Origin of the sequence: Paludibacterium purpuratum, from assembly GCF_004363805.1 — a bacterium.
In the GTDB taxonomy this organism is placed as follows: Bacteria; Pseudomonadota; Gammaproteobacteria; order Burkholderiales; family Chromobacteriaceae; genus Paludibacterium; species Paludibacterium purpuratum.
On the sequence record NZ_SNZP01000002.1, the window covers coordinates 77,302 to 99,354 of the forward strand.

Here is a 22,053-nt window from a genome sequence, read left to right on the forward strand (position 1 = left end):
ATCGCCTGCACGTCGTCTCAGCAAGATTCGTCATCTATCCACGCCAACGACTCCGAGAGCAAAACCGAGCGCGCCCTTAATCCAGAGTGAATAGGCATCGCACAATCTGAGCCGACGCCCCCTGAGCCGTTGCGGGCATGCCGGTTGCTACCCGATCGGTACAGGGGGCTCTGCCCTATCCCGCCTTTCATTCAGACAGAGGTAAACGACGCGATGCCACACACGAAAACTACTGTCCGCCTACCCGCCCCGCCCACGACAGACACGCTACAGCCAAAGGAGCCGGATGTGGCGCGTCTCGTCGAAGCCAACTTCGGCGATGAGGCGGATATAGCCCACCACAGCGACGACCTGGCCGATCGACCGCCGGTCTCGCCGTCCGCTCAGGATTCGGCACGCGAACGGTAGCGGTCGCATAGCGTGGCGATATCCACATAATTCTCCAGCAAACCTTCATACTGCCGCTGCACGATCAGCTGTACGCTATCGGGCAGTGGCAGCATCAGTGCCTGGGCGTACTTCTCTTTGGCTTTCGCCTCGCCTCGTTCTCGTTCTTGCAGAATAACCCGATCTTCACTCTGCCCCAGGAGGATGCTGCGCCCCCCCACCCAAGCGCGATACAACGCGCCGGATAGCGTACCGCCGGTATAGGCGCGCCCGCCGTGAATGCGCACCAAATCCTGTAATGCATGCGCCGCAACACGGTAATCCGCGGCACGACGGTGGAGTACTGCTTTCAATTCGTCGGCAAGTGCCTGATTGGCACTCTGGGTAAAGCTGTACTCGCCGTCTTTACAAACTTCTATCAAGTCGTTGAGAACCTCTACCAACGCCTGGTTTTGCATGGTTCACCTCCTCATTGAGTGGTAACGCCAGCTCGAACGCCATCATAGGGATGGCTACGCCATCGTCTCCTTTGCAAATGCCGTGCCCGACTCGGATGCGGCGAACTCTACACAGCGTGCTGATTTCCCCCCTTGGGATGGCTAAAACAAAGCGCCAAGGCCGCAAGCTTACCGCTGCCCTGGCGCACTCCGCTCGCGGCCCCATCAATCCTGCTCCAGCGCAGGAGGCGTCCTCCCCTTGAAAATCAGCACCTCTACGCGACGATTCAGCAGGCGTCCGGCACGACTGCGGTTATCGGCGATCGGCTTGCGCTCGCCGTAGCCGCGGGCTTCGATTCGCCCAGGGTCGATCTGCTGCCGTATCAAGGCATGCCTTACCGATTCGGCACGGCGTTCGGACAAGATCTGATTACGGGCGTCCAAACCACGGCTATCCGTATGCCCCTCCACCAGCACCAGGTACTCAGGATACTGCTGTAACACCCCGGCCAGTTTGGCAACCGTACTCAAGCCACCCGGCCGTAGATCGGCTCCGGCAAAGCGGAACAAAACACTGTCGAGCGTAACGATCAACCCTCGCCCGGTCAGCCGAGACGGCGCGGCTAGTGCGGCATCAAGCGCTCTTCGCAGACTGGCGGCCCGCTGTTCGGCCGAGCGGATCCGCGCTTCGGCAAGTAACCTGATTCGCTCTTGGCTCGCGGTGGCGACGCGTTCATCTGCCTCGCGGCTGCTTGCGACCTGTTCGGCAACGGCCGCCTGCTGAACGGCCAAGGACGCCAAATGCCGGATCTCCGTCGGATGTTGCCGTTGGGCCCGACTTTGCAAAGCCAGCTCAAGGGCTTCACGGGCGCGCACCAACTCCAGGGGAGCCCAACGAACCACCAGACTATTCTGGCTGGCGTTGTCGTAGGCCCGCTGCGCCGATGCAAGCTCCGGATCGGCCGCCGATGGGGAAGCGCAGCCGGACAGCAGCGCCGTCATCGCGAGAAGGGAACAAATGGCATTCATTTTTCCCATAGACCTCTCCTTCGTTCATTGCCTTGGCGGCTGGATAAGGATGTTGTTGCGCACGGCACGCACGCCAGGGACTGCCTTGGCGATTTCGCCTGCACGGTTTTTCTCCGACTCGCTGACGGCGAAGCCGGAGAGTTCGACGACCCCCTTAAGGGTTTCCACCGAAATGCGCATGGCGCTGACCTTGTCGTCGCCGGCAAAGCGTTTTTTGACGCGAGCGGTAATGGTGGCGTCGTCGACATATTGACCGACCGTGCTTTGACCGCTGGTCACGGTGCAACCGGTGACGGTGGCGGTCGAGAACATCGCAATGACAAAACTCGAAACTAGGACGGCAAGCAGTTTTTTCATGCTAAGAACCCCTGTTCACATGTTGGCCGAGCAACTGACTTAAAGCGATGTCACCCACCCTGTCCGCAAATGCTGTGCCACCCGCGCGCAACGTCGACGCCATCGATGTCGCCCATTGCGTTCATCGTCGAGACATCGCCCTTTAGCGGTCAGGCGTGCGATTGGTCAGCGCGTTTGGGAAGAGCGGGAAGACAAACCGGGGGGTGGCGATGTCAGAAATACAATCGGCGTTGAAACTTGTTCAATCGTTCGGCGTTTCCGACATGGGGAACTGGGGCAAGGGAGTGAGGGATATGCCCTAGCGTCTCGTCTACACGCCCCAGGCACGCAGGTTGCTCGAATCGCTGGCTACTCGCCAATCCCGACAAGCTACGGAGGAATCTTGGATATGAAATACCACGCGATCCGAAACGGCATCCTGCCCCTTCTTATCTGTACCGTCTGTATCGCCCCCCTGGCCGCCTGCGACCGGCAATCCACCCCCGAGCCCCCTTCGGAGGGCTCCGTTCACACACCGGCCGACGACACCGCGCTCACGGCGCGCGTCAAGACAGTCTTGGCGGGGGATGCCGGTCTAAGCACCATCAAGCTGAGTGTCGACAGCGAAAACGGGATCGTGACCATCTGTGGCCGAGTCCCCGACCAAGCCACGCTTGACACCGTCTCGCGCTTGGCCGCCGGCGTCGCAGGCGTCATACACGTCAACAATCATGTCTCGGTCGGCCCGTAACGCATTCATATCGCGGTCGCCCCTCTTTTAAAGTGAAAGGTTTCGTCATGACATCTAACCATCCCGCCGACATGGCCACCCGCCTAACGAACGATACAACGCAACGAGCGCATGCCCCATTGGCGCAAGAGGCCGCACCAACCGGCTATCGTGGCGATCGGCAAGTACTGCTCGATCTGCTTAGCCGAGTGCTGGCAACTGAACTGACCGGTATGCTGCGCTACAGGCAGCACTATTTCACTGCATCCGGACTCAATGCCGAGAGCGCGGCAACCCAACTCGGCGACCACGCTAGTCAGAAGTTGGAACATGTATTCGCTCTGGCCGAACGCACCGTGCAACTGGGCGGACAGCCCGATCTGAACCCCAAGCATATCGGCGCCCGAAGCCATGTCGAATACGTCATGTGCGACACGCTCAAGGAAATGATGCGCGTCAATCTGATCGCCGAGCGCATCGTCATCGAACACTATCGCAGAATGATCGACTTCATCGGCACCGACGACCCGACGACCCGACATCTACTCGAAGCGATTCTTGAGACAACAGCGCACCACGCCGAAAACATGGAGAGCCAGCTCAGCGGCATCAAATAGGGACAACATGCCAAAACCCCGCCGCACTCAAAGCGTGGCGGGGGTACGGTGCCAACGACTCACGTCGAGTCCAAAGCGTATGGGAATATGCCGACTGTGGAATAGATGTTTGGTCGATTGACATAAAAACTCACGAACTTAGGATAGCCCCATGCAGGATGAAATCGACCGTTGCATCCTCGGGGCTGACGGCCTCCTCTTCTTTACTCAGCCCCACAAACGAAGAAGGAATCCAATATGTTCGAATCCATTCGACAGGACTCAAGCTATTCCTCCGTCACGTCGTTGCCACAACCTTTGACGGTGTCGTCCGCGCAAGAAGCCGTCCGTGCCGCAGATTCGCCCTCCCCCCTCCTTCACGCAGATAGCCGATTCGGCCGGCTTTATGGTGCCTCCTCCGCCATGCAAAAAGTATTTCGGCTTATCGAACGCGTTGCGGACAGCGATGCGTCGGTGCTGATTGTGGGAGAAAGCGGCTGCGGCAAGGAACTGATCGCACAGACTATCCACGAAATGAGCGGCTGCGCGACGGCCCCCTTTATCGCCATCAACTGCGGCGCACTGCCGGTGACATTGATCGAGTCAGAATTGTTCGGCTATGAAAAAGGCGCCTTCACCGGCGCCAACAAAACCCACCTGGGCTTCTTCGAGCGCGCCAATGGCGGCACGCTGTTTCTGGACGAAATCACAGAAATGCCGCTCGACCTGCAGGTGCGTCTCTTGCGCGTTCTGGAAACGGGCCGCTTCACCCGGGTCGGCGGAGACAAGGAGATCGTCGGCAATGCCCGGATGCTAGCGGCAACCAACCGCGAACCACAAGAGGCGGTGCACGACGGCAAGCTGCGACTGGATCTGTTATATCGTCTGGCCGTCTTCCCTATCGTGCTGCCGCCGCTGCGCGAGCGCGATGACGACATCATTCTACTGGCACACAGGTTTTTGGATGCCAAGAATCAACAGTGCGGAACCCGTAAGCGCTTTGCACCTGGCGTGGAGGACAAGCTGCGCCAGCACAACTGGCCGGGCAATGTACGCGAGTTGAAAAATTGCATTCACCGCGCCTATATCCTGGCGGACAAGATCGTCGACATCGACACCCTGGCTCCGCTCTCCCCCCGATCCCGAGCACGCGAGGTGATCGAAGTGGAAGTAGGAACGCCGCTGGAAGAAGTGGAAAGGCAGCTGATCTTTGCCACGCTGGATCGTTATCAGGGCAACAAGCGCCGCACGGCCAAGGCGCTCGGTGTCAGCCTGAAAACGATTTACAACCGGTTGAACTTCTATGCGGATAATTTCGCCGACCCGACGGACATCAAACCATCCATGGCCTGACCGGGACGGCAGCCCTAGCGGCAGTAGTCGATCGCCTGTTCGAGGCGATCGACGGCAATGACTTCCAGTCCCTCGATCGGCTGGCGCGGTCGGTTGGCCAACGGCACGATGGCGCGCTCGAATCCGAGTTTGGCGGCTTCCCGCAAGCGTTCCTGACCGCGCATCACGGCCCGAACCTCCCCGGCGAGCCCCACCTCGCCGAATACCACCAGTTTTGGCGGGAGCGGGCGATTACGCAGCGAGGAAACAATCGCGAGGATCAGCGCAAGATCCGCTGCCGGCTCGCTGATCTTCACCCCACCTACCGCGTTGAGGAACACATCCTGGTCGAAGCAGGCCACCCCGGCATGGCGATGCAGCACGGCAAGCAGCATGGCCAACCGATTCTGTTCCAGGCCAACGCTAAGCCGCTTGGGCTGAAAACCGTGGGCATCGTCCACCAGCGCCTGCACTTCGACCAGCAGCGGTCGCGTTCCCTCTTGAGTGACCAACACGCAGGCGCCCGAGACATCGTCGCGCCAGGAGGAGAGAAAGATCGCCGACGGGTTGGATACCCCCTTCAAACCGCGCTCTGTCATGGCGAACAGGCCCAGTTCGTTGGCGGCGCCGAAACGATTCTTGACTGCGCGGATCATGCGGAAGCTGGAGTGCGAGTCCCCCTCGAAATACAAGACGGTATCCACCATGTGCTCCAGCACCCGTGGACCGGCTAGCGAACCTTCCTTGGTCACATGGCCGACCAAGAGCAGCGTGATGCCGCTTTGTTTGGCCATGCGCGTCAGTTGCGCTGCGCATTCGCGCACCTGGGAAACCGAGCCGGGCGCCGAAGTCACCTGGTCGGTATACAGCGTCTGGATGGAATCGATGACGACCACCTCCGGCCGGTCGCGCTTAAGCGCCGCCATGATGGCTTCGATGCGAATTTCCGACAGCAGCTTGACCTTGCCGGCATCGACTGCCAGCCGGGAGGCGCGCATGGCGATCTGCTGCGGCGACTCCTCCCCCGACACATACAGCACCGGCCGGGTCGCCCCCATGGCCGCCAGCGCCTGCAACAGCAACGTGGACTTGCCGATGCCGGGATCGCCGCCGATCAGAATCACGGCGCCGCGCACCATCCCGCCACCGAGCACACGATCGAGTTCCTCGATGCCTGAGGTTTCGCGCGGGACATCCTCGGCCTGCACCTCGGATAGCAGTTGCACGTCGGCAGTGCCGCTCCACGCCGCGTAGCGACTGCTCGGCTCAGGCTGCGCGACCGACTCCGTCAGGGTATTCCAAGTGCCGCAATGCGGGCACTGTCCTTGCCACTTCAAGCTTTCCCCGCCGCACTCGGTGCAAACGAAGACGGTTTTACTCTTGGCCATGCACACCGATCATTTCTTGGGTTTAGGGGGTGGGGAGCCGCTGCCCGCACCCTGCTTGAGCAACTGCTGCAACTGCTTCTGCTCCTCGCTGCTGGGCTGGGATCGGGCATTGCCGTTGTTGCGGTTATTGATGGTATCGAGCACCGCCTGCACCTCGGGGTCAGGCTTGTCGCTCTCGTCGCCGCTATCCGACAGGGTCGGTTGCTGGCCGCTGTCGCTGTGGCTACTGGCATGTGCGGCAGCCGGAGCCGAGGCCGGTGGCGGCGGTTCGGGCGGCGGCGACATGGTCGGCAGCGACTGTTTGGTCATATATTCGTGCATCTCGCGCCAGCCGGCGAACACCTGCGCCTTGTCGGCATCGGGATTGCGCCTATAGCACTCTTCCAGCGAGCGGCCGGTCTGACGGCAAGCCGCGCCGATCGCGCGGTCATCGTCCTTGGACAAACCGGTGACATGATTGATCCAGTTACAGCCAGACAGACACAGTATCAAAGGCAACACCCGCAATGCACGCATCCTAGCCCCCTTCCTGATCTCGCCGGCGCAGATCCAGCTCGATGATTTGACCGCTGCGGCCAGTGCTGTCGCTCCCCAGCCAGTATAGGAACCAGGGCATCGCGTCCGATAGTTCGGCGCGCTCGCTGCGATCTTCGCCCGGGTGGGTTTTCATGCGCAGCGGCGAATTGATCGACCCCGGCACCAGCAGATTGACCCGCAGATTCGGCCGATCGTCCCACTCGCTGGCCGCAACCTTGGTTAAGTAGACCAGTCCTGCCTTGGAAGCGCCGAAGCCCCCCCAGTACGCCCCGGGATGCAGCCCATGCGTCTCGCCGACGAACAGTACCGAGGCATCCGGCGAGCGCGAAAGCAGCGGTAGGCAGGCGCGGGTCAGCGCGTGCGGCGCCACGGTGTTGATCCGATATTGATGCATCCATTCGTCAATACCCTGGTCGGCAAGCGGCGATACAGCGTACAGATAGGACGCACAATGGACGATACCGTCAAGCCGGCCGAGCGCACTCTGGATTTGCTGTGCCGCGCTATTGAATTCGGGCTCGAGAGCGGTATACAGATCGAGAGGAATGGCAGCCGGCTCCGGGCCGCCGGCGGCAACGATTTCGTCGTACACCGCCTCGAGTCGCTTGACGTTGCGCGCCACCAGCACGACGGTGGCGCCATGGGCGGCACACGTCAGCGCCGTCTGGCGCCCCAACCCCTTGGTGGCGCCGGTAATCAGAATCACGCGGCCAGCCAGATAATCCCGGGCAAATTCTTTTTTCATCTTTTTTATCGCTTTGTTTGAGTCGTGTCCTGCAGTAGCGCGTGAGCCGCAGCCACTCCGCTTCTGACCGCGCCTTCCAGCGTGGCCGGATATTCCCCATCACCCCAATCGCCGGCCAAAAATAACGCTGGCGCCCCAAGCCTCACGCCGGGTCGATCCAGCCCCGGCGTCGCGGCAAAGGTGGCTCGGCGCTCGACCAACACCCTCGCCCAGACAGGCTCCGGCAAGGCCGGCACGATGCGGCGGGCATCGGCCAACACCGCGGCGACCAGCGCCGCGTCGTCCACCGGCAGCGTGTCGGGCTCGGGCGCGCTGATCACTGCGGCCAACATACCGGGCTCACCGCACAATGCATCGCGATCGAAAAACCAATCCACCACGCCCCGGGACAGCCCCATCATCGGCGCCGGCAGCGCCGGTGCGCGCGCGAAGCATAGGTATACGGTATATATCGGCAGAAAAGACAGGTTCTTGACGGCAGGCGGCAAGATTTCCGCCGGCAGCAAACGTGTTGCGTGATAAGGCGCACAGGCGACGATGGCGGCATCGAAGTATTGTCCGTCCACTTGGACGCCTGGGCCGGCAGGTGTCACCGCCGCCACCCGGCATCCCAGCCGCAGTGTCGCGCCCTGCTCGGCCAGCCAGGTCATGGCGGGGTCGGGGAACAAGGCCGATAGATCGCAGCGTGGCAACATCATATCGCTTGCCGCACGCGTCGCACCCAGGCTGTCGCGCAACACTGTCGCCAGGATGCGCATCGAGGCCCGTTCCGGTGGCGTATTCAGCGCAGACAGCACCAAAGGTCGCCAGAAGGCCCGCAGCACCGCCTCCCCTTGCCGCGTTGCAGCAAGCCATGCGGCCACGGTCGGATCGCCATCGACCCGCCAGCCGGCCAGCGACAGTCGACCCAACGCACGCAACAATTGCCCTTTGTCGCGCCAGGATAGCCCGCGCGCCGTCAAGAGTCCGGCCAACAGATGCCAGGGCGCCGGCCAACGCGGACAACGCATCGTCACCCCGTCTGCCTGTATCCAGGCAAGCGGCAGCCGCAGCAGCATCGACTCGGGGTCGGCACCGACGCGGCGCATCAGCCGCCAACAAGTTTCATACGCCCCCAGCAGGATATGCTGGCCGTTATCGATGACACGGCCGTCGTCGCGCACCCGGCGCGCGCGGCCGCCAGGCTGACGCCCGGCCTCGAACACCGTCAGTTCGACATGCGGGGCCAGTTCGACCGCCGCGGCGAGACCGGCCCAGCCGGCGCCGACGATCGCGACTTTCGGTTTCACGGCCGGTAGCCGAAGGTCCAGGTTTTCCATGCCAGCCACAGCTTGCGCAAAGGCGTCAGCGACAGCCGCTGATTGAGCACCTTATCCGCGCCATCCAGGCGAATCTCCTCCAGCGTGGCACGGTAAATGGCCGCCATCAGCAGGCCGGCGCGCTGCGCCTTGCGATCGGCCTCGGGCAACAACGTCCATGCCTGCCGGTAGTAATCCTGCGCCCGGTCGATCTGGAACAGCATCAACTGACGGAAGGCATCGCTCTCGCGTCCATGTTGCAGATCCGCGGCAGGCACATCGAATGCGTGCAGATCCTCGATCGGTAGATAGATACGGCCACGGCGCGCGTCTTCGCCGACGTCGCGGATGATGTTGGTCAACTGCAAGGCCACGCCCAGACGGTCGGCATACTGTAGGGTGCGCGGATCGGTAAAACCGAAGATACGCGCAGACAGCTCGCCCACCACGCCGGCCACGCGCCGGCAATACAGCAATAGATCCTGAAAACGCTCGTAACGCGCGAACTTCAGATCCATCTCCATGCCATCGACGATTTCCAACAAGGCTTCTTGCGGCAGCCCGAACGGCTGCACGTGTGGCGCCAACGCCTGCGTCACCGGGTGGCCGGGTTTGCCGGCAAACAGACGGGCGATCTCCTCTCGCCACCAGGCAAGCTTGGCATGCGCCACTTCGTGCTCATGCGTTTCGTCGACCACGTCGTCGACTTCGCGGCAGAAAGCGTATAGCGCCGTAATCGCTTGTCGGCGCGTCTCGGACAAAAAGCGGAAGCTGTAGTAGAAGCTGGAACCGCTTGCTGCGGCCTTGTCCTGGCAATATTGCTCGGGCGTCACACGCCTCTCCTTATCGAAAATTCCGGTCAACGCGCCCTTAATGCGCGCCACATCATCCATACCCAGTCGCGCCAGCCCAACACCGGCCGCGCCGAAAACACATCGCCGCCGCTTCGATGCAGCTTTTGCAAAATGCGGTCGCCACCCAACACGATCAACCTCAGCTCCAGGCCGATCCGGCCGCGCAACCTTTTGCCCAGCGGCGCGCCGGCATGCAGCAACTTGCGCGCGCGTTCGATCTCCTTGAGCATCAGCGGCGTCCACAAGCCGCCCGCGGCGCCGGCCGCGATCTGCGCCTCGCCGACGCGGAAGCGCGCCAGATCTTCCTGCGGCAGATACACCCTCCCCTTGCGCCAATCGATGGCGACGTCCTGCAGAAAGTTGATCAGTTGCAAGGCGCTACAGATACCGTCAGACATCGCTAGGCTACGCGCATCGGTTTCGCCATACAGCGCCAGCATCAGGCGCCCGACGGGATTGGCCGAGCGCCGACAATAATCCATCAGCTCGGCAAAGCTCTCGTAACGGGTCTTGACCACATCCTGGCAAAAGGCGGACAACAGGTCGTAAAACGGTGCCAGCGGTAAATCGTGCCGGGCGATCGCCCGTGCCAAATCGCGCATCAGCTCGGTATGCGGGATTTCGCCGGCCGCGATCCGATCGAGTTCATCGCGCAACGCATCCAGTGCCGCCAGCCGAACCGCCGCCGGCGCATCGCCTTCATCGGCCAGATCGTCGGCATGGCGCGCGAAACGATAGATCGCATGCACCGCCACGCGTAGACGACGCGGCAGCAACAGCGACCCGACCGGAAAATTTTCGTAGTGGCCGACAGACATATTGGGCACGGGGAAGTGACAGACTCTGGATTATAACCGAGGGCAGTGTCGGGGGGCGGCGAACGAAATTCGAAAATTTTTCGCCAACCCCCTTTACAGCAAAAAGTGTCATCCCTATAATGCGCCCCACTGTTCGCAGTACGGGGGTATAGCTCAGCTGGGAGAGCGCTTGCATGGCATGCAAGAGGTCAGCGGTTCGATCCCGCTTATCTCCACCACAGTCCCTATAGTTTAGCGGTTAGAACACTGCCCTTTCACGGCGGCGGCCGGGGTTCGATTCCCCGTGGGGACGCCAGATTGCAAAGCCCGATCAGACGATCGGGCTTTTTCTTTGCCACCGCTCGAACAATTTCGACGAAATCCAGTCAACAAACCAACTCACCCCTTATAAGGAGAGATGCTCTTGCTGACCCGATGTTCGCTCGGCACCCTGTTGCCGCTCATCCTGACAACGCTCTTGGCCGGCCAGCCCCCCGTGGCGAACGCCAAAGAGGCAGCCGGTTGCGCCATCCGTAGCGGCAATAGCCTGCTGCTGGTGCAAGGCGACCCGGCCCATCGTTGGGCACTGCCGGCCGGCCACATCGAAACCGGCGAAACCCCTCGGCAAGCCGCCGAACGCGAGACATGGGAGGAAACCGGCCTCAAGGTACGCTTAGGCCCGCCATTGCCTGGTTTCGACAACCGTTTCCATCTTTTTGCCTGCGAAAGTCTGACCCCGTTGCGAACGGCCAATGGGCGTATCGACATCCTGCTCGCGCCGCACCTCGGCATCGAGATATCCCAGGCCGGACTATTTACCGCCGCAGCCACCCGAACGGCGCCCTTACGCTTCCCTGACCAGGTCGAGCGGTTGATGTCGCAACTCGATCGCATCCCGGAGAGCCCGCACATCGACACTACCGGCTTCGTCGAGACTGCGCCCAGCATCCGGCAGACCGAACTTGGCCTGATTCGCGCCTTCCAGCAAGCCACTCCCGGATGGGGCGGGTTCTTTCGAAGCGGCCACTTCCTAGGAAAACTCTGGTTCTACGTTCTCTGTCTACCCTTCATCTGCCTCGTGCTCGGCTGGCGCTATCTGCATCGCATGGCGTTCTGGCTGGTGCTGCTTGCTATCCTGACCCAGGGCATCAAATCGCTGATCGCCCTACCGCGCCCGTTCCATTACATGCCGGCGCTAAGCCAAACCGGCGCAGCCGGTTTTGGCATGCCCAGCAGCCATGCCTGCGGCGCGATATTCTTCCTGGGCACCATGGCCCTCTGGCTGCGCCCCTGGTTACCGCTGACCTTCTCCGTGCCGATCGCCGTGATGCTGGCAGGCTGGTCCGCCGTGGCCAGGGTGTGGCTCGGCGTACACTTCATCACGGACATCCTGGTCGGCCTGGCTCTAGCCTTGCTGCTCATCGCAGCGGAACGTCGACAGTGGCGGCAGCAGGCGCAAGCGGCCGAGCCGAGCGAGACCCGGCGCACCACTTGGCTGCTGCTCGCGGCAGCCAGCCTGATCGTCGGCGCGCTTAGCCAACAGCAGACGCTACTGATGCCGCTGGCGCTATCGCTGGGCTACGCCCTGCCGCCGAGGCGCGACGCTTCGGGGCAGGCATCGTTGCCGCAGACGCTGTGGATGCTGCTCGGCATGGTGCTGACGATGATTTTGACGCTTGGCGGCGTGCAACTACTGCAAGTCTTCTGGCAACAAGCCTTGCTGTCGCTCGCGGGCTTCGCGCTACTGGGCGTATGGATGGCTGCCGGCGCCAGGGAAAGCTGGCATCGCGTCCAAGCTAGAATGAGTCCGCCATGAATCAGCGATCGGCGGCTTAGCCCGGCGCCACGGTATCGGCACGCGCCCACGCCGCTACGGCGGCGATTTCCGCGGGCCCCGTGCGGCAGCAACCGCCGATCAAACGCGCGCCGGCGCGGTGCCAATCGCGCGCGGCGGCGGCAAACTCCCCGGCATCGCGCGGGCCGTGCCAGCATTTGTTGGCCGGATCGTATTGTTCGCCCGAATTCGGGTACACCAGCAACGGTTTGCGCGTGATGCGCGCAGCGCTACGCAGCAATGCCGGCACAAAAGTCGGCGCAGTACAGTTGATGCCCACCGCCACGACCCGTTCGAAGCCTTCCAGCGCCGCCAGGCAATCGGCCAGCGCCTCGCCTTGGCAGTTGTGGGCATCGTCGCGGCAGGAAAAACTGATCCAGGCGTATGCCGACGGAAACTCCGACAACAGCCGGGCCAACGCACGCGCTTCCGCCAGACAAGGCAAGGTCTCGCACGCCAGCAGATCCGGCCCCGCCGCCAACAACGCCGCCAAGCGCGGGCGGTGAAAGTCCATCAGCGCCGCTTCATCCAGGCCATAGTGGCCGCGATACTCCGAGCCATCCGCCAACCAGGCGCCATACGGCCCGACAGAGGCCGCCACCAGCGGCCGCAATCGGCCCTCCCGATGAGCAGGCTCGGCCCAGAAGGCATCGCGTGCCGACCGCGCCAGCTCGACCGAGCGCTGCATCAGTTCGATCGCCTGCTCGTGCGTCAATCCGCGGCGGGCGAACCCCTCAAAAGTCGCCTGATAGCTGGCCGTGGTCGCCACGTCGGCACCGGCGGCAAAATAATCGGCATGCACCTGCTGAATCAGCTCCGGAGCCTCGATCAACACGCGCGCCGACCATAGCGGGTCGTTCAGATCGCAGCCGCGCGCTGCGAGCTCTGTGGCTAGCGCACCATCCAACACAACGACCGACTGCGTCGCTAGAAAGTCGCGTAACGGATTGTCACCTTCTCGCATATTCCCCTCCCTGTCGGCGCCGATTTAACGAGGATGCGGCTGACGGCGCCAGAATGCCAGCAAATCCGCCTGGGCGATCAGCCCAAGGTAATGCCCTCGTTCCACCACCAGCGCAACGTAGCCATCGTTGAATACCTGTAGCAAATCCTGTAAGCCGGCATCCGGCGCCAAGGTCGTCACGTCGGCGCTCATGGCCTCGGCCACTCGTAGCCGGAAATTTTCCGGCTCGCCATGCACCGACAGCAGCAGATCCCATTCGTCGATGATGCCGACCACATGATCGCCATCCAGTACCGGCAACTGAGAAACGTCAAACTGCCGCATGCGCTGGTATACCTGGATCAAGGTTTCATCCGGCCGGCAGATGATCGACTGCCCCAAATCGTGACGGCGCGCGATCAGATCCAGCAGCGTGCCGACCTGCGGCAGCGCGATCATGCCCTGATCCTGCATCCAACCGTCGGAATACATCTTGGACAGATACTTGTTGCCGCTGTCGCACACCAGGGTCACCACCCGTTTAGGGACAGCCTGCGCTCGGCAGTAGCGCAGCGCCGCCGCCACCAGGGTACCGGACGAAGAGCCGGCCAGCACCCCCTCTTTTTGCAACAACAGCCGCGCCGTTTCGAAACTCTCCCGGTCATCGATGCGGTATGCCCGGCTAACGCGCGACAAATCGGCCTGCGGCGGCACGAAATCCTCGCCCACCCCCTCGACCAACCAGCTCCCCGCCGTGCCGAAGGCGCCGGTTTCGACATAATCGGCCAGAATCGAGCCCTGCGGATCGGCCAGCACGAACTCGGTCTGCGGCGACACCTCGGCAAAGTAGCGCGATAAGCCGGTCAAGGTACCGCCTGAGCCAACCCCCACCACCACGGCATCGACCTCATGTGCCATCTGCCGCCAAATTTCCGGCGCGGTACCAGTCTGGTGCGCTTGAGGATTTGCCGGATTATTGAACTGGTCGATGTAATAGGCTCCCGGCGTCTCGTCGGCGATACGTTGCGCCAGATCCTGGTAATACGCCGGGTGCCCCTTGCCGACATCCGAGCGCGTCGACACCACTTCGGCGCCCAGCGCCTGTAAATGCAGCACCTTTTCGCGACTCATCTTATCCGGCACCACCAGAATCAGCCGATACCCCCGCTGCGCCGCCACCAGCGCCAGCCCAAGCCCGGTGTTGCCGGCAGTCGCCTCGACCAGCGTACCGCCGGGCCGAAGCCGACCGTCGCGCTCGGCGGCCTCGATCATCGCCAGACCGATCCGATCTTTGATGGAACCGCCCGGATTGTGGCTTTCCAATTTAAGGTACAACTGGCACGGGCCGGTATCCAGATGCTGAACCCGCACCAGCGGGGTATTGCCGATCAGATCAAGAACCGATGAATTCGACATGGCCTTCTCTCCTGTCCGTCAAGGGCGTCGACGACACCCAAAAAGATCCATAAAATATATCACCTTGCATTTATATTTCAACAAGGAATATAAAAATGGCATCAATGGACAGGGTAGAGCCAAGAACTTGGCCGTGACGGACTAGCCATGGCGCGCGATCAGCCGCCGGGTATGCAGCCATGCTTCGAATTCGTTTGCCGGTAGCGGCCGTGAATACAAATAGCCTTGAAACTCGTCGCACCGCCTGGCGCGCAGAAAATCCGCCTGCGCCTGGGTCTCCACCCCCTCGGCCAACGTCGACAAGCCCAGCGCGCGCGCCACAGCCAGAATGGCATCGACGATCGCCACATCATTGCTGTCGGTCGGCACCCCGCGCACAAAGGCCTGATCGATCTTGAGACGATCCACCGGAAACTGTTTCAGATAGCTGAGATTGGAGTAGCCGGTGCCGAAATCGTCGATCGACAAACGGACGCCGAGCTGCTTGAGTCTGTTGAGCTGATTGAGTGTGGAGATCGAATTGCGCATCAGCGCGTTCTCGGTAATCTCGAATTCGATCAGTGCCGGTACGATCTGGTTGACGTCGAGCGCCTGCATGATGATTTCGAACAACTGCGGATCCTGCAATTGCAATGGCGACAGGTTGATCGACAGCGTCCCCACATCCAACGCCTGCCACAAGCGCAATTGTCGACAGGCATCGCGGATCACCCAGGCACCGAGCGGCACGATCAGACCGGTCTCTTCGGCCACCGGAATGAAGTCCCCTGGGCTGATCAGGCCCTGGGTCGGATGCCGCAGGCGCAATAGGACCTCGACCCCGGTCAGTTCGCCATCGTCCGCCGCCACCTGCGGTTGGAAATACAGCTCGAAACGGTCATGCTCCAACGCCTGCACCAAATCGGTCGACAAACTCAGCCGGTCGCGTACACGTTCGTTCAAGGCATGCACGAAGAAACGGAAGTGATTGCCGCCGTGGGAGGCGGCCTCCATGCGCGCGCAATCGGCATGCTTGAGCAAAGTCTTGAAATCGTCGCCATCCACCGGGAACAAAGCGATGCCGATACAGACCGTCTGGCTGATCTTGATGCCCTCGAGCTCGTAGACTCGCGAGGCCACTTTGAGCAGTCGGTTCGCCACGGATTCGGCCTGCTGGGGATTGTGCAGCGCAGGCAACAAGGCGACGAAGGCGCCACCCGACAAACGCGACAGCACACACTGTTCGCCCAATACTTCGCTGAAGCGCTCGGCCATAATCTTCAGCACCTGGTCGCCAGCCATATGTCCAAGCGACTCGTTGACATAGTGGAACCGGTCGAGGTTGATACTGAGCATCGCCACCTGCTGTATATGCTCGCGCGCATAAGCGATGGCAGCGGCGGCATACTCCTCCAGCATCGAGCGATTGGGCAGACGCGTCAGCAAATCGTAGCGTTTCATCCACTGCAGCTCTTCGCGGGCGCGGTGCTCGGACAAGTCGCTGATCACTTCGAAGTAATGACTGACCTGCTCCTCCTCATCGCGGATGATGTAGATCTTGGCCCAGCAGGGAAACAGCTCGCCGTCTTTGCGTCGATCCCACACCTCCCCCTGCCAACAACCCTCCTTGGCCATGGCATCCCACATTTCGCGGTAGAACGCCGTGTCGTGCTGGCCCGAGCGCAGCATGCGCGGGGACTGGCCGATGAGTTCGTCCTGTTGATAGCCGAACAAAGTGGTAATGGCGCGATTGGCCATCAGAATCAGATTACTGCGGTCGCAGATCAAAATGCCGTCGCGACTCTCCTCGAACACTCGCGCAAACAGCTTCATCCGTTCCATTGTCGCGACCTGGCGCTCGGCCTCGCGCAGATTATTCAAGGCGAAGGAGACTTCCTTGGCCACCTCCAGCATCAGCGCTTCGACCTCGTCGTCGAAGAAGTCCTTCTCGCTGGCATAGGCCGTCAGCGTGCCCTGAAAACCGCCCCCGCCGATCACCATCGACATGCAGGACAGCAACCCATGCACATTCGCCACGCGCAGCCCGACCACCAGCGGATTGCCGAGCGTGGAAAAATCTTTCTCGATCACATGCGTCTTACCTTGCCAGGCACGGCCGGCCGGCGTACCGGCTTCGATCAGCTGGTTCCAGGTATAATTCGACAATTCCTCCAAAAACTCGGTGGCGTACCCGGCATAGGCCAACGGCACCACCGGCAGATCCAGTCCTTGCTGGGGGGCGCCGATCCAGACCAGGCGGAACAAGCCGATTTTCAGCATCGCCTGGCACACCAGGTCGAACAATTCCTGACGGGAACAGGCATGAATGATGGCTTGATTGGAGCCGCTGAGCACGGCATACATGGCCTGGCGGCGGCGCAAAGACTGCTCCAAATGCTTGCGCTCGCTGATGTCGTGCACCATGGCCAGCACCACATCCTCTTCGCCGATGTGCGCCAGACGCAGTGTCACCTCCACCCAAAATACCGTGCCCGACTGATGCCGCGCCAGCCAGTCGAAACGCTGCGGCCCCTCCGTCATCGCCTTGAGCAATTTCACCTTGGCCTCGGCCATGGTATAGGGCAACACATTGGTCGACAGCTGGCCGACATCCAGTGTGCGCAAGGTCTCACCGCTATAGCCGTACATGTCGATGGCGCGCTGATTGGCATCCAGGATCTCGCCCGTGACCGGATGATGAACGAATACCGCCTCGCTGACGGCATTGAAGACATGCAGGAAACGCTGCTCCCGCAAGCGCAGATCGCGCAGAGAGCGATTGAACGTCTCCGCCATGAAACGATGCAATAGGTACAGCGACAACAGGCCCGCCAACAGTAATAGTCCGACCAGCGCCCATGGCACGACGGACGATGCTCGGCCATCGCGCAAAGCGGCTCTGACAAACCAATCGGCCAGGCCGACCCACAGCGCGGCGGCAACGGCATACCAAATGGAAAAACGAGACAGGGAAAACCTGGCGAAGTGATTCATGGCATCCCGACGCGCGCGTCGCGGCCCGTTTTTTAATGTCAATATCTTACATATAAACCATGTTAAATTTATTTAAAGTAACGGCACCGCTTTTGCAGGGTTTGTTTGCTGCAGAGCAATATTTTTTCGAGCTAGCGCACTAATTTTCTCGACTAAGTTTGATTTATGTGCGGTTCTGCTCTATACCCGCCGTGTTTCAATATCGGATCGATGAAACCATCCAAAGGTTGGATCAGGATGTTGAACAAGCCGCAGATGATCACGGTAGACGGCAACGAGGCCTGTGCCTCGGTCGCTTATCGCAGCAACGAAATCGCTGTTATCTACCCTATTACACCATCGTCCACCATGGGCGAATTGGCCGACCAGTGGGCCGCAGAGGGCCGGCGCAACCTGTGGGGCATGGTGCCGGAAATTACCGAAATGCAGTCCGAGGGCGGCGCCGCCGGTGCCGTGCACGGCGCCATCCAGGCAGGGGCATTGGGGACCACCTTTACCGCCTCGCAAGGCCTGTTGTTGATGATTCCGAACATGTACAAGATCGCCGGCGAACTGACGCCGTTCGTCATGCATGTCTCGGCGCGTACGCTGGCCACCCACGCCCTATCTATTTTTGGCGACCACTCCGATGTGATGGCGACGCGCCAGACCGGCTTTGCCATGCTGGCCTCCGGCTCGGTGCAGGAAGCGCAGGACATGGCGGCGATCGCCCAATCGGCGACGCTAAAGAGCCGCGTCCCCTTCCTACACTTCTTCGATGGCTTCCGCACCTCGCATGAAGTGGCCAAGATCGCCTATCTGGACGATGAAACGCTGGCCACCATGATCGACGAGGCACAGGTGCACGCCATGCGTAGCCGCGCCCTCAGCCCGGATCATCCCGTGGTGCGCGGCACCGCGCAAAATCCGGACACTTTCTTCCAGGCGCAGGAAGCGCGCAATCCGTTCTACGATCTCTGCGCGGCCACGGTGCAAGAAGAGATGGATCGCTTCGCCGAGCTGACGGGCCGTCAATACAAGCTGTTCGACTATGTCGGCGCCGCCGATGCGGATCGGGTGATCGTCATCATGGGTTCCGGCGCCGAAGCCGCCGACCTGACCAGCGAGGCGCTCAACCAGACCGGAAACAAAACTGGCGTACTCAAAGTACGGTTGTACCGGCCGCTATCGGCACGCGATCTGGTGACGGCCCTGCCCCCCACGGTCAAATCGATCGCCGTGCTCGACCGTTGCAAGGAGCCCGGCAGCCTCGGCGAGCCGCTGTTCCTGGACGTCTTGGCCGCCCTGGAGGAAGGCCGCGCCGAAGGCTGGCTGCCGCAGGACTTCCGCCCGCGCGTCATCGGCGGCCGCTACGGTCTGGCATCCAAGGAATTCACGCCCGCCATGATCAAGGCGGTGTTCGACGAACTGGCCAAACCGGCGCCGAAACGCCACTTCACCGTCGGCATCAACGACGACGTCAGTGGGCTGTCGCTTGAAGTGGATCCGCATTACCGCCTGCGCGAAGCCGGCGAACAATGCGCGGTATTCTTCGGCTTGGGAGCCGACGGCACGGTGGGCGCCAACAAGAATTCGATCAAGATCATTGCCGACAACACACCGCTCTATGCACAGGGTTACTTCGTCTACGATTCGAAGAAATCCGGCGCGGTCACGATCTCGCACTTGCGCTTCGCGAGCCGTCCGATCCAGTCGAGCTATCTGGTGCAGGAAGCGCAGTTCGTCGCTTGTCACCACTTCGTGTTCTTCGACCGCTACGACGTGCTGCAATATGCCGCGCCCGGCGCCACCTTGCTGCTCAATACCCCCTACCCGGCCGATCAGTTGTGGGATCAACTGCCGCGTTCGGTGCAGCAGGAGATCCTGGACAAGCAACTCAAGGTCTACACCATCGACGCCCGCGCGGTCGCCCAAGCCACCGGCATGGGCGCGCGCATCAACACCATCATGCAGACCTGCTTCTTCGCTCTGTCGGCCGTACTGCCGCGCGAGGAGGCTATCGCCCAGATCAAGAAAGCGATCGAGAAGACCTACAGCCGTAAGGGCCGCGCGGTGGTGGAAAAGAACTTCGCCGCCGTCGATCAGACCTTGGCCGGATTGCACCCGGTGCCCGTCGGCGCACAGGCCGATGCCCGCCGCGTACCGCCGCCGATCGTACCGGTCGACGCACCTGACTTCGTGCAGCGCGTGACCGCCATGATGCTGGCGGGCAAAGGCGACTTGCTGCCGGTCAGCGCCTTCCCGGTGGATGGCACTTGGCCGGTCGGTACTTCAAAATACGAAAAACGCAATATCGCCGACGAAATCCCGGCCTGGGAACCTTCGTTGTGCATCCAGTGCAATAAGTGCGCGATGGTTTGTCCGCACTCGGCCATCCGCATCAAGGGCGTCGCCCCCGATGCCCTCGCCGATGCGCCGGCCACGCTCAAGTCCATGCCCTATAAGGGCGCCGAAGCCAAGGGTGGCGCCTATCTGCTACAGGTGGCACCGGAAGACTGCACCGGCTGCACGCTGTGCGTAAAAGTCTGCCCGGGCAAAGACAAGGCCAATCCAGAACGGCTGGCGCTGGCCATGGCGCCCAAGGCGCCGCTGTTGGCCGACGAGCGCGACAACTTCGCCTTCTTCCTCGAAAAGCCGGAATTCGAGCGCGCCGACATCAAGCTGAGCCTCAAGACCACCCAATTGATCCAGCCGCTGTTCGAATTCTCCGGTGCCTGCCTGGGCTGCGGCGAGACCCCCTATGTCAAACTGCTGACCCAACTGTTCGGCGACCGCACGCTGATTGCCAATGCCACCGGCTGCTCGTCGATCTTCGGCGGCAACCTGCCGACCACGCCTTACACCACCGACCGTGCCGGTCGTGGCCCGGCCTGGGCCAACTCGCTGTTCGAAGACAACGCCGAGTTCGGGCTGGGCTTCCGTCTGGCGCTCGACCAACACAAGGCACAGGGACGCGAACTGCTGCGCCAGTTGGCGCCGACGCTGCCGCCCGACCTGGCCGATGGCCTGATCAATGCCGATCAGAGCACCGACGCGGGCATCAAGGCGCAACGCGAGCGCGTGGCGCTGCTGCGTCAGACGCTCGCCGGCAACGCCGACCCGGCGGCCATGCGCTTGCTGGAGCTAGCCGATTATCTGGTGGAAAAAGTGGTGTGGATCGTCGGTGGCGACGGCTGGGCCTACGACATCGGTTACGGTGGCCTCGACCATGTGCTGGCTTCGGGCCGCAACGTCAACATCCTGGTGATGGATACCGAGGTGTACTCCAACACCGGCGGCCAACAATCCAAGGCGACTCCGCTTGGCGCCGCCGCCAAGTTCGCCACCTCGGGCAAGGTACGGCCGAAGAAGGATCTTGGGCAGATCGCCATGACCTACGGCAACGTCTATGTCGCCTCGGTGGCCTTCGGCGCCAAGGACGTGCAGACCGTGCGTGCACTGCAGGACGCTGTCAGCTACGACGGCGTATCGCTGATCATTGCCTACGCGCACTGCATTGCCCACGGCTACGATATGGGCGATGGGCTGGAACGGCAAAAGGCCGCGGTGCAGGCCGGCTACTGGCCGCTGTACCGCTACGACCCGAGGAAGTTCGGCACCGGCGAAAACCCGCTTAAGCTCGACAGTGCCGCGCCGACACTCCCCCTGGCGGACTTCATGGCACAGGAAGGCCGTTTCCGCATCACCGAACGCACGCATCCCGAGCACTATCAGGCACTGGTGCGCGAGGCCGATACGCAAATGCGCCATCGCTTCGAGCACCTGCAACGAATGGCGGGCGACGACGCCGACGGCGACTGAGAGATGTCATCGTGCGTGGCCTTCGCCGAACGCACGCTACGACCAACATCCCGGATGGCTTGTCTGTCCGGGATGTTTTTATTTCTGCCGGTGGCTACCGTCGTGCATCCAACGCGCATGCTGCGGCGCCTGCTTAGTCCGATCCCACTCCTCCAGCATCGCCCATTTGACTTCGTCGAGCTTGCGGTTCATTTCGGCGGTGGCGGTATTGCAGGCCAACTCCAGGCGGTGGCCGTTCGGATCGAAGAAGTAGATCGACTGAAATAGGGTGTGATCGGTCGGGCCGATCACCTCGATGCCATCCGCCTCCAACTTCGCCTTGGTCGTCAACAGATCCGCCATCGCGTCGACCTCCAGCGCCAAATGCTGAGTCCAGGTCGGCGTGTTCGGATCTCGCCCCATCGGCGGCCGGGTTGGCAATTCGAAGAAAGCCAACACGTTACCGTTGCCGGCATCGAGAAACACATGCATGTACGGATCGGGTTCGCCGGTCGACGGCACCTGGTCTTCGGCGATGGCCAGAATGAAGCGCATGTTCAGATACTTGCCGTACCACTCGACCGTTTCCTTGGCATTGCGGCAACGGTACGCCACATGATGAATTTTTCGGATCTGCATAG

18 protein-coding genes and 2 tRNA genes are annotated in these 22,053 nt (G+C 61.7%); 7 read left to right on the forward strand and 13 right to left on the reverse strand.

Going from position 1 to position 22,053, the window contains the following annotated elements; translation table 11 throughout:
* Positions 1-383 precede the first annotated feature (383 nt).
* The 3 genes from DFP86_RS02355 to DFP86_RS02365 form a co-directional block, all read right to left on the reverse strand.
* Entirely contained in the window at positions 384-845 is a 462-nt protein-coding gene (locus DFP86_RS02355; protein WP_133678408.1) for a ferritin-like domain-containing protein, read from the reverse strand.
* A gap of 204 nt (positions 846-1,049) precedes the next feature.
* Positions 1,050-1,853, reverse strand: a complete 804-nt coding sequence (locus DFP86_RS02360) for an OmpA family protein (protein WP_208108192.1) — start codon at positions 1,851-1,853, stop codon at positions 1,050-1,052.
* 24 nt (positions 1,854-1,877) lie between these two features.
* Positions 1,878-2,210, reverse strand: coding sequence for a BON domain-containing protein (locus tag DFP86_RS02365; RefSeq protein WP_208108193.1), 333 nt, complete (start codon positions 2,208-2,210; stop codon positions 1,878-1,880).
* Positions 2,211-2,598: 388 nt separating this feature from the next.
* Between DFP86_RS02365 and DFP86_RS02370 the strand changes: the two genes are divergently transcribed.
* The 3 genes from DFP86_RS02370 (at position 2,599) to DFP86_RS02380 (ending at position 4,868) form a co-directional block, all read left to right on the forward strand.
* Positions 2,599-2,940, forward strand: a complete 342-nt coding sequence (locus DFP86_RS02370; protein ID WP_133678410.1) for a BON domain-containing protein — start codon at positions 2,599-2,601, stop codon at positions 2,938-2,940.
* Positions 2,941-2,987: 47 nt separating this feature from the next.
* Complete coding sequence (locus DFP86_RS02375) at positions 2,988-3,536, forward strand: ferritin-like domain-containing protein (RefSeq protein WP_208108194.1); 549 nt, start codon at positions 2,988-2,990, stop codon at positions 3,534-3,536.
* A 237-nt stretch (positions 3,537-3,773) separates the two neighbouring features.
* Positions 3,774-4,868: a sigma-54 interaction domain-containing protein gene (locus DFP86_RS02380; protein ID WP_133678411.1), complete on the forward strand. Its 1,095-nt coding sequence runs from the start codon at positions 3,774-3,776 to the stop codon at positions 4,866-4,868.
* Positions 4,869-4,882: 14 nt separating this feature from the next.
* Here DFP86_RS02380 and radA read toward each other — a convergent pair whose 3' ends face one another.
* Genes radA through hpnC form a run of 6 tightly spaced genes read right to left on the reverse strand, consistent with a single transcriptional unit; the run spans position 4,883 to position 10,487 of the window.
* On the reverse strand, positions 4,883-6,235 hold the full coding sequence (gene radA / locus DFP86_RS02385) for a DNA repair protein RadA (protein WP_133678412.1): 1,353 nt from the start codon (positions 6,233-6,235) through the stop codon (positions 4,883-4,885).
* Positions 6,236-6,244: 9 nt separating this feature from the next.
* A complete protein-coding gene (locus tag DFP86_RS02390; protein ID WP_133678413.1) occupies positions 6,245-6,751 on the reverse strand; it encodes a hypothetical protein in 507 nt (168 codons plus the stop codon).
* Between the two features lies 1 nt (position 6,752).
* The gene (locus DFP86_RS02395) at positions 6,753-7,517 is read right to left on the reverse strand and encodes an SDR family oxidoreductase (protein ID WP_133678414.1); all 765 of its coding nucleotides are present in this window, start codon (positions 7,515-7,517) and stop codon (positions 6,753-6,755) included.
* 5 nt (positions 7,518-7,522) lie between these two features.
* A complete protein-coding gene (gene hpnE, locus DFP86_RS02400) occupies positions 7,523-8,806 on the reverse strand; it encodes a hydroxysqualene dehydroxylase HpnE (RefSeq protein ID WP_243729285.1) in 1,284 nt (427 codons plus the stop codon).
* Positions 8,803-9,648, reverse strand: coding sequence for a presqualene diphosphate synthase HpnD (gene hpnD, locus DFP86_RS02405; RefSeq protein ID WP_133678416.1), 846 nt, complete (start codon positions 9,646-9,648; stop codon positions 8,803-8,805). Before hpnD ends, hpnE begins: the two co-directional genes overlap by 4 nt.
* Positions 9,649-9,674: 26 nt before the next feature.
* Positions 9,675-10,487 carry a squalene synthase HpnC gene (gene hpnC, locus DFP86_RS02410; RefSeq protein WP_133678417.1) on the reverse strand — a complete coding sequence of 271 codons (813 nt, stop codon included), beginning with the start codon at positions 10,485-10,487 and terminating at the stop codon, positions 9,675-9,677.
* Between the two features lie 142 nt (positions 10,488-10,629).
* Here hpnC and DFP86_RS02415 point away from each other — a divergent pair.
* From DFP86_RS02415 to DFP86_RS19675, 3 genes are all read left to right on the forward strand, one after another.
* A tRNA-Ala gene (locus DFP86_RS02415) sits at positions 10,630-10,705 on the forward strand.
* 2 nt (positions 10,706-10,707) lie between these two features.
* Positions 10,708-10,782, forward strand: a tRNA-Glu gene (locus DFP86_RS02420).
* Between the two features lie 108 nt (positions 10,783-10,890).
* Complete coding sequence (locus DFP86_RS19675; RefSeq protein ID WP_166642121.1) at positions 10,891-12,282, forward strand: NUDIX domain-containing protein; 1,392 nt, start codon at positions 10,891-10,893, stop codon at positions 12,280-12,282.
* Between the two features lie 16 nt (positions 12,283-12,298).
* Here the strand turns inward: DFP86_RS19675 and mmuM are convergent, their stop codons facing one another.
* From mmuM to DFP86_RS02440, 3 genes are all read right to left on the reverse strand, one after another.
* The gene (gene mmuM / locus DFP86_RS02430; RefSeq protein ID WP_133678419.1) at positions 12,299-13,264 is read right to left on the reverse strand and encodes a homocysteine S-methyltransferase; all 966 of its coding nucleotides are present in this window, start codon (positions 13,262-13,264) and stop codon (positions 12,299-12,301) included.
* A 24-nt stretch (positions 13,265-13,288) separates the two neighbouring features.
* Positions 13,289-14,659 carry a pyridoxal-phosphate dependent enzyme gene (locus DFP86_RS02435; RefSeq protein ID WP_133678420.1) on the reverse strand — a complete coding sequence of 457 codons (1,371 nt, stop codon included), beginning with the start codon at positions 14,657-14,659 and terminating at the stop codon, positions 13,289-13,291.
* A 141-nt stretch (positions 14,660-14,800) separates the two neighbouring features.
* Positions 14,801-17,632, reverse strand: coding sequence for a bifunctional diguanylate cyclase/phosphodiesterase (locus DFP86_RS02440; protein WP_133678421.1), 2,832 nt, complete (start codon positions 17,630-17,632; stop codon positions 14,801-14,803).
* Between the two features lie 237 nt (positions 17,633-17,869).
* Here DFP86_RS02440 and nifJ point away from each other — a divergent pair, with 237 nt between their 5' ends.
* Positions 17,870-21,433: a pyruvate:ferredoxin (flavodoxin) oxidoreductase gene (gene nifJ, locus DFP86_RS02445; protein WP_208108195.1), complete on the forward strand. Its 3,564-nt coding sequence runs from the start codon at positions 17,870-17,872 to the stop codon at positions 21,431-21,433.
* 78 nt (positions 21,434-21,511) lie between these two features.
* Here the strand turns inward: nifJ and DFP86_RS02450 are convergent, their stop codons facing one another.
* Positions 21,512-22,051, reverse strand: a complete 540-nt coding sequence (locus DFP86_RS02450; protein ID WP_208108196.1) for a VOC family protein — start codon at positions 22,049-22,051, stop codon at positions 21,512-21,514.
* Between the last annotated feature and the right edge of the window lie 2 nt (positions 22,052-22,053).